This window comes from Halobaculum rarum (assembly GCF_040025155.1).
Lineage (GTDB): Archaea > Halobacteriota > Halobacteria > Halobacteriales > Haloferacaceae > Halobaculum > Halobaculum rarum.
Genome location: NZ_CP157275.1, coordinates 1,025,502 through 1,037,880 on the forward strand (window position 1 = coordinate 1,025,502; position 12,379 = coordinate 1,037,880).

At 71.5% G+C, this 12,379-nt stretch carries 18 protein-coding genes; 3 read left to right on the plus strand and 15 right to left on the minus strand.

Features of this window, described 5'->3' with window-relative positions; genetic code table 11:
- Complete coding sequence (locus ABJD39_RS05430; RefSeq protein WP_348612853.1) at nucleotides 1-738, minus strand: SDR family oxidoreductase; 738 nt, start codon at nucleotides 736-738, stop codon at nucleotides 1-3.
- A gap of 79 nt (nucleotides 739-817) precedes the next feature.
- Nucleotides 818-2,140, minus strand: coding sequence for an MFS transporter (locus ABJD39_RS05435; RefSeq protein WP_348612855.1), 1,323 nt, complete (start codon nucleotides 2,138-2,140; stop codon nucleotides 818-820).
- Nucleotides 2,141-2,449: 309 nt separating this feature from the next.
- Between ABJD39_RS05435 and ABJD39_RS05440 the strand changes: the two genes are divergently transcribed.
- A complete protein-coding gene (locus ABJD39_RS05440) occupies nucleotides 2,450-2,761 on the plus strand; it encodes a hypothetical protein (RefSeq protein WP_348612857.1) in 312 nt (103 codons plus the stop codon).
- 82 nt (nucleotides 2,762-2,843) lie between these two features.
- Here ABJD39_RS05440 and ABJD39_RS05445 read toward each other — a convergent pair whose 3' ends face one another.
- From ABJD39_RS05445 to ABJD39_RS05490, 10 genes are all read right to left on the minus strand, one after another.
- Nucleotides 2,844-3,653, minus strand: a complete 810-nt coding sequence (locus ABJD39_RS05445) for a hypothetical protein (protein WP_348612859.1) — start codon at nucleotides 3,651-3,653, stop codon at nucleotides 2,844-2,846.
- Between the two features lie 38 nt (nucleotides 3,654-3,691).
- On the minus strand, nucleotides 3,692-4,288 hold the full coding sequence (locus ABJD39_RS05450; RefSeq protein WP_348612861.1) for a hypothetical protein: 597 nt from the start codon (nucleotides 4,286-4,288) through the stop codon (nucleotides 3,692-3,694).
- Nucleotides 4,285-5,070, minus strand: coding sequence for a P-loop NTPase (locus tag ABJD39_RS05455; protein WP_348612863.1), 786 nt, complete (start codon nucleotides 5,068-5,070; stop codon nucleotides 4,285-4,287). Before ABJD39_RS05455 ends, ABJD39_RS05450 begins: the two co-directional genes overlap by 4 nt.
- Before the next feature lie 77 nt (nucleotides 5,071-5,147).
- The gene (locus ABJD39_RS05460; RefSeq protein ID WP_348612865.1) at nucleotides 5,148-6,581 is read right to left on the minus strand and encodes a sulfatase; all 1,434 of its coding nucleotides are present in this window, start codon (nucleotides 6,579-6,581) and stop codon (nucleotides 5,148-5,150) included.
- 113 nt (nucleotides 6,582-6,694) lie between these two features.
- A complete protein-coding gene (locus ABJD39_RS05465) occupies nucleotides 6,695-6,904 on the minus strand; it encodes an HVO_0649 family zinc finger protein (protein ID WP_348612867.1) in 210 nt (69 codons plus the stop codon).
- An 88-nt stretch (nucleotides 6,905-6,992) separates the two neighbouring features.
- Nucleotides 6,993-7,253, minus strand: a complete 261-nt coding sequence (locus ABJD39_RS05470; RefSeq protein WP_348612869.1) for a DUF3194 domain-containing protein — start codon at nucleotides 7,251-7,253, stop codon at nucleotides 6,993-6,995.
- Nucleotides 7,254-7,256: 3 nt separating this feature from the next.
- On the minus strand, nucleotides 7,257-7,658 hold the full coding sequence (locus ABJD39_RS05475; protein ID WP_345778231.1) for a prefoldin subunit beta: 402 nt from the start codon (nucleotides 7,656-7,658) through the stop codon (nucleotides 7,257-7,259).
- A gap of 199 nt (nucleotides 7,659-7,857) precedes the next feature.
- Nucleotides 7,858-8,118, minus strand: coding sequence for a KEOPS complex subunit Pcc1 (locus ABJD39_RS05480; protein WP_348612871.1), 261 nt, complete (start codon nucleotides 8,116-8,118; stop codon nucleotides 7,858-7,860).
- Between the two features lie 16 nt (nucleotides 8,119-8,134).
- Entirely contained in the window at nucleotides 8,135-8,269 is a 135-nt protein-coding gene (locus ABJD39_RS05485) for a DNA-directed RNA polymerase subunit P (RefSeq protein WP_348612873.1), read from the minus strand.
- 24 nt (nucleotides 8,270-8,293) lie between these two features.
- Nucleotides 8,294-8,572: a 50S ribosomal protein L37ae gene (locus ABJD39_RS05490; protein WP_348612875.1), complete on the minus strand. Its 279-nt coding sequence runs from the start codon at nucleotides 8,570-8,572 to the stop codon at nucleotides 8,294-8,296.
- A gap of 189 nt (nucleotides 8,573-8,761) precedes the next feature.
- Between ABJD39_RS05490 and ABJD39_RS05495 the strand changes: the two genes are divergently transcribed.
- Complete coding sequence (locus ABJD39_RS05495) at nucleotides 8,762-9,250, plus strand: bacterio-opsin activator domain-containing protein (protein ID WP_348612877.1); 489 nt, start codon at nucleotides 8,762-8,764, stop codon at nucleotides 9,248-9,250.
- Between the two features lie 2 nt (nucleotides 9,251-9,252).
- Here ABJD39_RS05495 and ABJD39_RS05500 read toward each other — a convergent pair whose 3' ends face one another.
- On the minus strand, nucleotides 9,253-10,023 hold the full coding sequence (locus tag ABJD39_RS05500; RefSeq protein WP_348612879.1) for a DUF2103 domain-containing protein: 771 nt from the start codon (nucleotides 10,021-10,023) through the stop codon (nucleotides 9,253-9,255).
- Between the two features lie 58 nt (nucleotides 10,024-10,081).
- Complete coding sequence (locus ABJD39_RS05505; RefSeq protein WP_348612881.1) at nucleotides 10,082-10,456, minus strand: VOC family protein; 375 nt, start codon at nucleotides 10,454-10,456, stop codon at nucleotides 10,082-10,084.
- A 194-nt stretch (nucleotides 10,457-10,650) separates the two neighbouring features.
- Here ABJD39_RS05505 and ABJD39_RS05510 point away from each other — a divergent pair, with 194 nt between their 5' ends.
- Entirely contained in the window at nucleotides 10,651-11,406 is a 756-nt protein-coding gene (locus ABJD39_RS05510) for a PHP domain-containing protein (RefSeq protein WP_348612883.1), read from the plus strand.
- Nucleotides 11,407-11,452: 46 nt separating this feature from the next.
- Here the strand turns inward: ABJD39_RS05510 and ABJD39_RS05515 are convergent, their stop codons facing one another.
- The gene (locus ABJD39_RS05515) at nucleotides 11,453-12,262 is read right to left on the minus strand and encodes a formate/nitrite transporter family protein (RefSeq protein WP_348612885.1); all 810 of its coding nucleotides are present in this window, start codon (nucleotides 12,260-12,262) and stop codon (nucleotides 11,453-11,455) included.
- Nucleotides 12,263-12,379 lie beyond the last annotated feature (117 nt).

Here is a 12,379-nt window from a genome sequence, read left to right on the forward strand (position 1 = left end):
CTACCACCCGGCGAACTTGTCGCGGCGGTACAGGTCCAGTTCGCTCACGGTGTCAGTGCCCTCCTGTGAGAGACAGAAGCGGATCCCGTCGGCGATGGCGTCCGGGTCCGTCACGTCCCCGGAGTCGAACTGCTCCTCGAAGGGCTCGCCCTGTTCGCTGGCGAACTCCGTGCGAACCTCGGTGGGGTTGACCACGCTGACGGCGACGCCGTCGGGGCCGACGCTCCCCTCCAGGCTGTGTGCGAACCCGCGTACCCACCACTTGCTCGCGGCGTACACCGGGTTGCCGGGGCGAGGGTACTCGCCGGCGAAGCTGGCGACGAACACCAGCGTCCCGTCGGACTCGCGAAGGTGCGGGAGCGCCGCCCGCGCCGTGTGGAACGCGCCGTCGACGTTGACGCTCATCATGGTGCGGTAGTCGTCCATCGACATCGAGTCGAGGTCGCCGTCGAGACCGACGCCCGCGTTGACGACCACGCCGTCGAGCCCGTCGAACGCCTCCGCTGCGGCCTCGATGAACGCCTCGACGCGCTCGCGTTCGGTCACGTCGACGGCGATCGCCTCCACGGCGACGCCGTGCTCGTCGCGCAACTCCGCGGCGAGGTCGGCCAGTCGATCCTCGCGTCTGGCGCCCAGCGCCAGGTCGACGCCCGCCGCCGCGAGCGTCCGCGCCGTCGCCGCGCCGATGCCGGAACTCGCGCCCGTGATCGCGACCGCGTCGCCGTCGATGTCTCGCATGAACGGGCGGTCGATCCGGAAGCGCAAAAATCGGTCGGCGGCGCGACGGCGGAGGCTGCACCCCGTGGCCGGCGGGTCATCAGTCGTCCGCGGGGACGCCGGTCGCGACGCCGGCATCCGCGACTGCCGGCCGGCTCTCGGCTACCCGCAGCGAGACGACCGCGGCCGCGCCCAGCGCGAGCACCGACGCGGCCACGAACGCCGTCGGGTAGCCCGCGACCGTCGCGACCGCGCCCACGCCCAGCGGGCCGACGACGCCGCCGACCGACCGCGCGGTCGAGGCCAGCCCCATCAGCTCGGACTCGCGGTTCTCGGGCGCCACGTCCGCGACGAACGCGACCGAGCCGGTCCACATCGCCGAGAACGCCACCGCGAGCGTGACGTAGCCGAGGGCGACGACGCCGGCCGCGGCGACGCCGCCCGGCACCAGCACCGCCGCCGCCGCGACCAGGCCGAAGACGGCCGACCCCGCCATCCCGAGCGTGATCATCGGCTTACGCCCGCGATCGTCGACGACGCCACCGAGGTAGTACATCAGCGCGGTCTGCGAGACGGGATTGAACGCCAGCACCGCGCCCATCCACGCCTCCGGGAGCCCGAGCGTCGTCACGATGTAGACGGGCATGAGCGCGCCGACGCCGGAGACGGTCGCCTGCCGGGCCGATAAGCCGAGGTAGAGCCACCCGAGCCCGTTCGTCGAGAGGTGGCCGCGCTCGCCGGCGGCGGGGAGCAGCCGCGAGCGGATCTCCCGCGGGAGCGACTCCGCGTCCGGATCCGGGGTCGTGTCCCCGGGATCGACGAAGGCGACGGCGGCGGTCGCCAGCAGCGACACGCCCGCGACGACGACGTACACGTCGCCGGGGACGAGCGCCCCGAGCACGAGGCCCGCGGCGAACTGTCCGGTTCCGGCACCGGCGGCGGTGAAGGCGTTGTACGCGCCGACCGACTTCCCGCGACCGGCCGGGCCGCCGCGCTCGGAGGCGACCGTCAACATCAGCGGGCTGAAGCCGGCAATGAAGACGGCGTACAGCCCGCGCACGAGCACCTGTATCCACACGGGCTCGACGGCGACGGGAAGCACCGCCGAGGCGGCGTTCGCGACCGCGTCGACCGCGAACAGCGGCGTGAGCGCGAGCGTCGCGCCGAGGCCGGTACCGACGAGGAGCAACTTCCTGCGGCCGGTTACGTCCGCGAACGCGCCCCAGACGGGCGCGAACAGGATGATACCCAGCGAGAAGGCGGTCGCGAGCAGGGACACCTCGAGCGCCGACCCGGTGCGCCCGACGTGGACCGCCAGCGACGTGCCGAGGAGGGTCCCCGCGGTGACTCGCGTGACCGCCGCGAGTCCGACCAGCGCCGTCCCGCGATCGACGCGGGGGCGGCGCGCGGAGGGGACGTTCATACGAACCGAAACATCCCGGCCGTCCAAAGCCCTCGGCTCGCGGCGGACATCGCCGGAAAGCGTGCGGTTCGACCCCACGAGTCGCGTGGGTCGTTGTCACAAATATCGGAACGAAGTTAGGATCCCATATAACCTTCCGAGCAGCCCGGATAAATCGTCTCGAGCGCTAAGGAACAGTCATGAACGGTGCCGACGGCCCCGGATCCGAACCGCGAACGGTCGTGAACGCTCCGTGAATCGAGCGAAGCGCCGTCAACGGTCTGGCGGGTATAGGTGGTCGCGAGTCCATGCGTTGAATACGCCCGACCCATGTCCACGACCGACCGAACACCCTCCGTTTCCGTCCCCGACGCCGACGACGTGTCGGCGCCACAGTTCGCCCGCCGAACGATCGCCTCCGCCACCGCGGCGCTCGACGGGGCCGCACGCGCCGCCGAGGCGATCGCCTTCTGGCTGGCCGCCCTCCTCCCGCTGGCGTATCTCCCGGCGCTCGCCTCCGGCGCCACCTCGACACGGCCCCTCCTCGTCGCCGCCCTGGTTCTCGCCCACGTAGCCGCGCTGGCGCTCGGTCGCGGATACGCGACCGATGCGACCGGCGCAAGCGAACCGGCCGGGCGCTGACCCGACGACTGCCGACTCTCGGTCCCGTTCGGTCCCTATTGGTCCCCGCCCGCTCCCGACCGCAGCCACCCCCCGGCCACAGTCACTCCCGACTATCGCGGTCGAGTCGACGCCGTTCCTCTCGGAGAACCCGCTCCCACACGCCGAACAGCGCCGAGTTCAGCCGGTAGCTCGCGTCGATGTCTCTGACCCAGGCGTCGTCGAGGAACAGCAGGCGCTGGAACCGCCGTACGTCGGGGGAAAGCGACTCGCGGCCGCCGGTGTAGTAGGCGGCGGACTCGCGGAGCGTGCGGTCGACCAGGTCCACGGGCACCGCGATCCCGGCGGCGTCGGCGACGTGCGCGAACCACTCGGTGTGCAACACGGCGTCCGCGAGCACGAACGACCGCTCGAACGCCTCGAACCCGCCGGCGTCGCGCACCGCGGCGACCGCGTCGCCGTCGATCGCGAGATCCGAGGGAGCGGTGTACGCGGGCTCAGGCGGCGACCCCGAGCACACCGTCCCGTTTCCATCGTCGCTACCGGCGGCGACCCGCTCGCGAAACGGGGCGGCGATCCGCCGGAGGCGACGCGCAGCCAGCGCGACCGGCGCGGCCAGCGCGATACGGTACCACCGCGGCGTGTACGCCAGAAACGGCCGGCCGAACGCGGCGTCGCCGAGATACGTCGCGGCGACGACCCGCGCGGTCTCCGGCGGGAGATCCGTTCTCCCCTCGCGCAGCGCCGCGACCGTCCCCGCCGGCTCGGCGACCGGGTCCGCGCCCGTCGCGTCCGCGCCGGTGCGATCGAATCCCATCCCGTCGGCGACGCGGTCGGTGTACTCGGCGCCCGCGCGGTACCACTCGGCGAAGTCCGCGACCTCGCGGGCGGCCAACAGTCGAAGCAGCGTCACTGCCGGATACAGAACCCCGGTGACTGTAGCTCGCTCGGTCACTCCGCGAGCTGATCGTCGAGTCCCCACTCGTCGGCGCGGGCCCGCGCCTCCGCTCTGGCCTCCCGTCGAACCGCCTCGACGCGCTCCTCGTCCGCGAGGAACGCCGCCAGCGCGTCGTGGTCGCCGCCGGCGGCGCGGCGGTCCGCCGGCGCGGCCTCGCGGGTCCGCTCGGCGAGGGCGTCGTCGCCCGCGAGTTCCCGTGCGGGCGCTCCGGGCGCGACGCGGAACGGCTCGCTCCCGTCGGTCTCCGGGTCGTGGAGCGGGTCCAGCGCGTCCGCGGGGAGCCGGTAGCGCTCCACCCGGACGGGCGTCGCCCCCGCCAGCGCCGCCAGCGCCGCCGGACCCTCGGCGTCGCCGCCGGCGTCGTACGCCAGCACCGGCACTCCGGACACCAGCGTGAGGACGGCCTCGCTCCCGCCGGCGCCGAGCAGCGCGTCCCCGGGTTCGAGCCGGAGGTAGCCGGTGAGTTCGTCGTCGAGCGACGCCGCCAGCGGCGCGGCGAAGTCGGTGGCGACGCGGGCGCCGACGAGATCGCCGCGGGGGAGTCGCCCGTGGACCGGCGCGGCCGCGGGGGGCGTCGATCCGCCGGTCATGGCCGCTCGGGGACGACCGCGCTCCGGAACCGGTCGGCCACGTCGCCGGCGGCCTTCGGCTCGGGTTCGATCCCGGCGGCGGCCGCGCGGTACGCCCCGGCGGCGTCGCTGTCGGGTGCGTGCGCCAACAGCGGCTCGCCGGCGTCGCGAGCCGACCGGGCCGCGTCGCTGTCGGGGACCGAGCCGAGCGTCGGTCCCTCGAAGTAGCGCTCGGCCTGCGCGCCGACCGAGCCGAGGTCGCCGCGGACCTTGTTGAACAGGACGCCCGCGATCCCCGTCCCGTAGGAGGCGGCGTACTCCTGCACCTTCAGCGCGTCCGAGAGCGAGGGGATCGTGGGCTGGGTGACGACGACCACGCGGTCGGCGAGGACGATCGGGAGGACGGCGGACTTCGAGGCGAGCGTCGCCGGCGAGTCCAGGAGGAGCACGTCCGTGTCGGCGGCGAGTTCGGCGACGACCTCCCGCAGGCGAGCCGGGTCCGACCGCTCGAACCCGGCGAGGCTGGTGCCACAGGGGACGACGCGCATCCCGTGGCGGTCATAGCAGGCGTCGACCACGTCGACCGCAGCCCCGTCGGGGCCGCGCGCGTCGGGCGCAAGGAGATCCTGAAGGGTGACGGGGGCGTCCGCGAGCCCGGCGTGAAACAGGAGGTTCGCCATGCCCGTGTCGGCGTCGACGACGGTCACGTCGTACCGCTGTGCGAGCGCCATCCCGAGCGCGAGCGTCGTGGTGGTCTTGCCGGTGCCACCCTTCCCGCTCGCCACCGCGAACGCCTCGACCATACTCCCGCTGTCTCGGGTTCGTACAAATACGTTCGGGTCGATAGGCGTGAAAACTACGACGCGTCGGCGGCCAGGGGTCAGCGGTAGCCGAGCGCGTCGAGGCGGCGTCCGATCTCGTCGGGTACCTCGTCGCCGTCGCCCCCGTCGTCGCCGGCGGCGTCACTAGCGTCGGAGAGGAGCGCGAGGCGGTCGTCCGCCGCGCGTTCGAGCGACCGCCGCGTCTCGCGCGGAACCGCGTCGCGTCCGACCGGTTCGTGCTCTCCGGGGTCGCGCTCCCGATCGAACACGCGGACCTCGCCGTCCGGCTCGCGGATGTACGTCCACTCCTCGGTGCGGGCCGAGACGAGCGGCGTGCCGTCGCCGAGGCGGCGGGGAATGGGCTGGCTCGTCACCGACTCGCCCCGCAGGGCGATCGAGGTGACCGGGCCGCGCTCCGGCGGGGTCGCCTCCGTCACCGTCGGGAGGAGGCTCTCGCCGGCGAACGCCGTCGGCGGTTCGAGCCCCAGCGCGTCGCAGACAGTCGGCGGGATGTCCCGCAGCGGCACCGGCGCCGACTCGCGTCGGGCGGGCGCGCCGGGATGGTCGACGACGAACGGGACGCGCACGAGTTCGTCGTACAGCTTCGGGTAGTGCGCGAGGTGACCGTGGTCGAGGAACTCCTCGCCGTGGTCGCCCGCCAGTATCACGGTGGTCTCCTCGCGCAGACCCGCCGCCGAGAGCTCCTCGAGGACGCGCTCGACGGACTCGTCCACCTGCCGGGCGGCGGCGTCGTACAGCGCCCGCAGCGTACGGAGCGTCCCCTCGTCGACCTCCTTCCCGAGTCCGGCACGGAGGTGTCCCAGCAGCGTCTGGAACGACCCGACCTCGCCGTCGGTGACCGCGCGAACGTGTCGCGGCGCGGGGACGTACGGCGTGTGGGTGTCCATGTAGTGGAGCCACAGGAAGAACGGCCGCTCGTCGTCGGCCGCGGCGTCGTCGACGGCGTCGAGCGCTCGACGTTCGAGCGCGTGGAGGTGGGAGGTGTCGACCGCGTGGCGTCGCTCGTGCCCACGCAGTTTCGCGGCGGCGCTGCCGAGCGGCCAGCCGAGGTACTGCACCCAGCCGTTGACCGTCGGGTGCGTCGCGAGGAACCGGCCGACCGGCGTGCGAGCGCCGTCGAGGAACGACTCGAACGTGTCGAACCCACGGTCGTAGCCGTAGTACTCCGTCAGAAAGCCGTTCCCGGCGTTGACGCCGGCGGTACGCACGCCCGCCGCCGACAGCGCCTCCGCGAGCGTCGGGTCCGAAGCGGGGCCCGGCGTCGATGCGTCGGCGAAGACGGGGCGGGCACCGAGGAGGTCCGGGAACGAGAACGGCGTCCAGTTGCCGCCCGCGACGGCGGTTTCGAACGCCGTCCCGCGGCGAGCCAGCTCGCGAAGCGTCGGCGTATGGGGGCCGAGTGCGTCGGCACGCAGCGAGTCGACCGTGATCAGGAGGACGCCGCGTGACGGGGAGTCGCCTGCAAGTGTCACGATCGCTCTAGGAGGGAACCGCGCGTAAGCGTTACTATCGCTGCGAGACAGGCACGGAGGCGGTCAGCGGCCGGTTCGGCGATCGAGCGGATCGCTCGACTCGTCCGCGATCGCTACCTCGCGCCGTCGAACCGGAGCACGCGCGTGTCGACCGCCGCACAGCGCGGACAGCTGTGCCGGTAGACGAGCCGCCGTTCGCGGTAGGCGGTCCGCCAGTCACCGCCGTCGTCGGTGTAGCCGCACTCCGGACAGGTGGGTGTCTCGCGGAGGCGGTCGCGGTACACGTCGAGCGCGGTCGCGCCGGCGGTTCGTCGAGCTGCCATGTGGTAACACACCGCTCGGGTGGGATTGAGCGTTCGTACCAGTTGGCTACCAGAAAAAGCCGGAGCGATCGAGCCGCGAACGGCCGCGTTACGCGACACCGAACAGTTCGTCGACGGCGTCGCGGGCCGCGTGAACGGCTTCCTCGGCCACCTCGTCCGCGTCCGCCTCGGCGTCGGCCGGCGGGTTGACGTACACGTCCACGTCGAGCACGCCGTCCTCGAACGAGACGGTCACGTCGAAGTCGCGGAGATCGGACTGCCGGTACCGCGCGAGCACGACCCCTTCGGCCGCCTCGGAGGCGGTCTCGACGACCTCCTCGTCGGTCGGCTCGGGGCGGTCGTCGCTCACGGCTTACGCGCCGCCGGCGCCGGGACCGCCGGGGCCCATGCCCGCCGGGCCGCCGCCCGCGCCGCCCTGCAGCATCTGCTGAAGCTCCTCCTGGAGCTCCTCGAACTGCTGCTGGACCTTCTCCTCTTGGGAGTCGAAGCGCTCGGCGCGCATTCCCAGCGTGTCGACCTTCTCCTCGAGGTCGTCGTAGGCGGTCTCGTAGTCGGTCTCGACGAGGATCTCGCCGATCTCTCGGTACATCGTCGAGTCCTCGTCGATGTCGTCCATCGCGTCCAGCGCGGACTGCGCCTCCGTCAGCGAGGTCTGCGTGGACTGTTTCTGCTCGGCGAGCTGCTGGGCCTGCTCCTGCAGGTCCTGCAGTTCCTCGATCTTCTCTTGTGCTTCCGGCGGCAGATTACCCTGCATACACCGACGGTCGGGCTTCGGGGTGAAAAGCCCGGTCATTGGGAGCGAGGCGTGAAGGAGCGAGCGAAGCGAGCGACTGAGCGCCTCGTGAGCAGCGGAGCGGTCTCTGGGCCGCTCCGCCCACAAGGGAAGCGTCCCGGACAACGGCGGTCACAAATCGTAAAGCGATTTTGTGCGCTCACGAGACCGAAGCGATCACCTACTGCTCCGCCATCGCTGCCACCGTCTCGGCCGTCTCGACGAGTCGGGTCCAGGTGTTGACGCCCGCCCGGAGCGCGACGAGGTCGCGCGCGCGGACGGTCACCTCGACGGTGTCGCCCGCGCGGTCGACGGCCGCCGCCGATCGATCGTCGTCGATCCCGCCGACCTCGACGCCGATCGCCTCGTGAACGACGCGAGCGCGTCGCTCGTGGGGATACGGAAAGCGAAGAACCGCGCGGTGGTCGAACGCGTCGGACACGGGCACGGCGCCCGGATCAGTTGACCTTGACTTCCTTCACGTCGGGCGCGCGCTCCTTGAGGAGCACGCGGTGTCCGCAGTACGGGCAACGCACGCCGCCGTACTCGTCGAGCTCGACGTCGCGCTTGCACCGGGAACACTTGTAGCTCATCTGTGTGAGAGGGGTCGCTGGTGGTTACTCGTCGTCGCTCTCGTCTTCGAGCGCGGCGCGGATGCTGCGGCGGACCGAGCGGCCGCCGGGCGTCTCCGGCCGGTAGGCGCCGCCGGTGAACGTCTCGCCGGTCTCCTTGTTGACCCACACGCCCGTCCCGAGGCGCTTGACGGAGTCGCCGTCGACCGTCGCGTTCTCCATCTCCGACTCGATGTCCGACACGCGCTTGCGGGCGACACGCCCGTATCGCGCGCCGAAGCGGCCGGCGCTGCCGACCTTCCGCGCCTTCGTCTGTTCAGCCATATGAACGCGACTTCGCCGTTGGGCGTCAAAAACCCCGCGAATTCCGCCCGTCACGTCGAACCCCGACCCCGTCCGTTCCTCGCGCCACGACGGAGCCAGATCGCACGGGTCGACTCAGGAGCGCCCAGTCACCGCGTGGCACACATTTATCTCCGTGGCTGGTCGGTACGATCGTAGGAGACCGCCGGAATGCTCATCGCCGAATTCACGCTGTCGACCCCAGTCCTCCGTGACGCGCTCGCGGCCGCCCCCGAGGTGACGGCCGACCTCGAGCGGACGGTCGAAGGAGACACCACGCGCATCGAGTTCTTCGCCCGCGGCGAGGATCTGACCCGCTTCGAGAACGCCCTCGGCAACGACGACTCCGTCGAGGACGTCCGCGTGCTGGGCGAGGGACCGGACTTCCGGTTCTACCGGGCGACGCTCGCGCCCGAGACGACACAGCGGACCGCCTCTCACGTGTTCGCCGACACCGGCGCCCGCCCGGTGTCCGCGAGCGGCGACCACACCGGGTGGGACTTCCGCGTCCAGTTCCCCGACCGCGAGGCGCTGGCGACGTACCGCGACAGCTGCCGCAAGCGCAACGTCTCGTTCACCCTCCACGCGCTGTACGAGCGCGCCGACCCCCGTCCCGAGGCCGACGATCACGGCCTCGCCGGCGATCAGGGCACCGTCTGACCCTATCGATCGCCGTCCTCCCCGAACCCCGACTCCTGCAGCACCTCGTTCAGGTCGTCGCGGACGCGCTCGCCCGTCTCCCGGTCGCCGGCGGTCGTGACGACGCGGTTCTCCTGCACGCTCGACCCGTCGCGCAGGAGCATCCGAACGTTCCCGTGTTCGTCGGCTCGCGTCACCTTCGCGCGCAGGCCCGTTCGCGACCCGGAGCCGCCGGCGTCGATGGGTCCCGGGATCACCTTCTTGACGTGGGGGTGCTCGGCGGCCGTGAGGATCGCCTTCATCCCGGTCCGCTTGCCGATGAGCGTCGAGTGCGAGCCGCCGATCTTCGCCTCCGGCGGGGCGTCGACCACCTCCAGCGCCGGCTCCCCGCGGCGGGCGAGCACGGCGCCGACGGGGTCGTCGTCGGGGACGCGGTAGAACTCGTAGTGCAGTTGCGCGCGGGCCTCGCGAAGCGGGCCGCGCTCGCCGGCGGCGTACACCGTCCCCGGTCGCTTGCGGCGCACCTCGTCGGCGACACGGCCGGCGAAGTTCCGAAGCTGCACCGACGCGGTGCGTTCGCCGTCGTCGGAAACGGTCGTGATCGTCGTCTCGCCGAGCACCAGCGATTCGGGGTCGAAGTCGTCGGGCGGGTGCTCGGGTTCGAAGCCGAGCATCGTGAGCGTCGCGCGGTCGGCCCCGAAGTCGATCACGACGCTCTCGCAGTTGGCGGTGTCGCACCCGAGACAGTAGTCCCCGGGCTTGCGGAGGGACGAGCCGCACCGCCGACAGTTCATGTCGGGGAAACGGTCGGCGACCGGATAAGCGCGTCCGTTCGCCCCGTCGCCCGAGCGCTCACGTCGTCGCGATCTCGACGAGGTTGCCGTCGGGGTCGCGGACGTACACCGACGTGATCGGCGCCACCGCGCCGGTTCGTTCGATCGGCCCCTCGACGATCTCGATCCCGCGCTCGCGCAGGTCGGCCTCGACGGTCTCGATCGGCGTCTCCGTCAGCAGGCAGAAGTCGCCGGCGCCGACCGTCGGCTCCGACGCGACCGGCGTCACGTCACCGTCGGTCGGGTGGAGGTTGATCTTCTGGTCGCCGAACCGGACGGCCTTCCGGTCGTCGCCGAACGTCACGACCTCCGCCCCCAGCGACTCGTAGAAGTCACAGCTCGCGCTCACGTCCGAGACGGTGAGCACGAAGTGGTCGATCGCCGTGGCGTTCATTGTCCCCCCTCTCGCGCGACTGACTGGCGTGCCATGGGACCTGTTCGCGGAGCCGACAAAAAACACTCCGGGGTACCGACGGGCGCCGCGGGGCGCCGGGGGCCGCCAGGGGCCGCCGCGGGGCGCCGCAGACTGTCGCCGAATGCCGTCCGTCGACCAATACGTTTTCTCGCTCGGAGTTCGAAGCCCCGCCGATGAGCGAACAAGGCGCGGTACTCCGCGTCGATCCCCACGTCCACTCCGACGGCTCCTACGACGGCCACGACCCCGTCGAGCTCGTCCTCGAACACGCGGCCGACATCGGGCTCGACGGCGTCGTCGTGACGGACCACGACGCCATCGAGGAGTCGCTGCACGCGGCGGAGATCGCCGACGAGTACGGCCTCGTCGGGATTCCGGGTGTCGAGGTATCGACCGCGGCCGGCCATCTGCTCGCGATCGGCGTCACGGAGTGTCCCCCACGGGGACTGCCGTTCGAGGAGACGGTCGAGCGGGTCCGCGACGACGGCGGCGTCGCGGTCGTCCCGCACCCGTTCCAGCGCAGTCGACACGGCGTCCGCAAGCGGAACCTCGGCGAGTGCGACGGGATCGAGGTGTACAACTCGATGGTGTTCACGGGCTACCGCAACCGCCGGGCGCGGACGTTCGCGGCCCGCGGTGAGTACCCGATGCTCGGCGCCAGCGACGCCCACTCCATCAGACACGTGGGCCGGGCTTACACCGAGATCACCCTCCCGTCGGTCGACTCGGAGACGTCCCCCGAGACGATCGACGCCTCAACCGTGGTGGAGGCGATCCGCGCCGGCGACACCGACCTCCGGGGCAGGCGGACCCCGATCCACCGGAGCACCCGGCAGTACGCGAAGGGGTCCCTCCGGAAGGCGACGTACCACCTGACGGCCGCGCTCCCGTACGTGACCCCTCGACCGGCGTCGCTGGGGAACAGCTGAGTCGGTCGCCCTCCTCGACCGTGACCGACCCGTTCCGTTCGCTCCGTCAGCCGCCCCCGCGAACGACGTGTCCGTACTTCAGCAGCGCGACGAATATTCCTCCACCGAGGGCGTTCCCGACCGTCGCCAGGACGAGGAACACGAGGTAGTCAGCCGGCGAGATCATCGGCGACATGAACAGGCCGAACAGCACCTCCACGTTGCCCGCGATCGAGTGGGGGAGGTGGAGGATCCCGATCGTACCGGTGACGACGAAGATGATGATCAGCCGGCTCACCGTCTCCTGTGCTGCCGCGATCAGCCACGCCAGCAGCCCCATCAACCAGCCCGCGAAGACCCCGGCGACGAGGAGCCACTGGAGGTCGTGGGAGACCAGTTTGAGCGCGATCGCTTCGAACGCTTCCGGCGAGACGACGCCGAGTCCCGGCATCAACTGGACCGCCAGCAGCGTGAACAGGAATCCCCCGACGATGTTTCCGAGGTACACCAGTCCCCACAGCCGGAGCAACTGCCGGACCGACGCCTGCCCGTCGAGAACGGGGATCACCGCCAACGTGGTGTGTTCGGTGAACAGTTCCGATCGGCCCAGAATGACGAGCATGAAGCCGATGGAGTAGACGCTCGCCACCAGCAGTTCCGTCGTGAGGTCGCCGAACCCACCCGGAGAGAGCGTGAGTATCACCGCCATCAGCAGCGGGCCGAATCCGATGTCGAGCCCCGCCGAGAGGCCCGAGAGCAACAGCCCGAACCGCTCGCGGTTCATCTCGTGGACGCCGCTCTCGATCAGCGAATCGAGGACGCTTCGCGTCGACGTCTGTTCCCCCGTCTCGGTCTGTTCCGTCTTCGAGTCGCTCACGGTAGTTCCGCCTACCGATCCGTTTCCGCCGGCGGCATTTGAACACCGATCGCGACTCCGGCCGGGCGGAAACGGACGCGTCGCCGCCGGCGACGCACCTGGGCGACCGAGGCCCGA

Excerpts from the sequence above, each read along its gene's own strand:
- ABJD39_RS05465 (WP_348612867.1), bottom strand. The coding sequence starts at position 6,904 with ATGGCAGCTCGACGAACCGCCGGCGCGACCGCGCTCGACGTGTACCGC.
- ABJD39_RS05495 (WP_348612877.1), top strand. The coding sequence starts at position 8,762 with ATGCTCATCGCCGAATTCACGCTGTCGACCCCAGTCCTCCGTGACGCG.
- ABJD39_RS05435 (WP_348612855.1), bottom strand. The coding sequence starts at position 2,140 with ATGAACGTCCCCTCCGCGCGCCGCCCCCGCGTCGATCGCGGGACGGCG.
- ABJD39_RS05440 (WP_348612857.1), top strand. The coding sequence starts at position 2,450 with ATGTCCACGACCGACCGAACACCCTCCGTTTCCGTCCCCGACGCCGAC.
- ABJD39_RS05450 (WP_348612861.1), bottom strand. The coding sequence starts at position 4,288 with ATGACCGGCGGATCGACGCCCCCCGCGGCCGCGCCGGTCCACGGGCGA.
- ABJD39_RS05485 (WP_348612873.1), bottom strand. The coding sequence starts at position 8,269 with ATGAGCTACAAGTGTTCCCGGTGCAAGCGCGACGTCGAGCTCGACGAG.
- ABJD39_RS05430 (WP_348612853.1), bottom strand. The coding sequence starts at position 738 with ATGCGAGACATCGACGGCGACGCGGTCGCGATCACGGGCGCGAGTTCC.
- ABJD39_RS05455 (WP_348612863.1), bottom strand. The coding sequence starts at position 5,070 with ATGGTCGAGGCGTTCGCGGTGGCGAGCGGGAAGGGTGGCACCGGCAAG.
- ABJD39_RS05475 (WP_345778231.1), bottom strand. The coding sequence starts at position 7,658 with ATGCAGGGTAATCTGCCGCCGGAAGCACAAGAGAAGATCGAGGAACTG.
- ABJD39_RS05490 (WP_348612875.1), bottom strand. The coding sequence starts at position 8,572 with ATGGCTGAACAGACGAAGGCGCGGAAGGTCGGCAGCGCCGGCCGCTTC.
- ABJD39_RS05500 (WP_348612879.1), bottom strand. The coding sequence starts at position 10,023 with ATGAACTGTCGGCGGTGCGGCTCGTCCCTCCGCAAGCCCGGGGACTAC.
- ABJD39_RS05510 (WP_348612883.1), top strand. The coding sequence starts at position 10,651 with ATGAGCGAACAAGGCGCGGTACTCCGCGTCGATCCCCACGTCCACTCC.
- ABJD39_RS05505 (WP_348612881.1), bottom strand. The coding sequence starts at position 10,456 with ATGAACGCCACGGCGATCGACCACTTCGTGCTCACCGTCTCGGACGTG.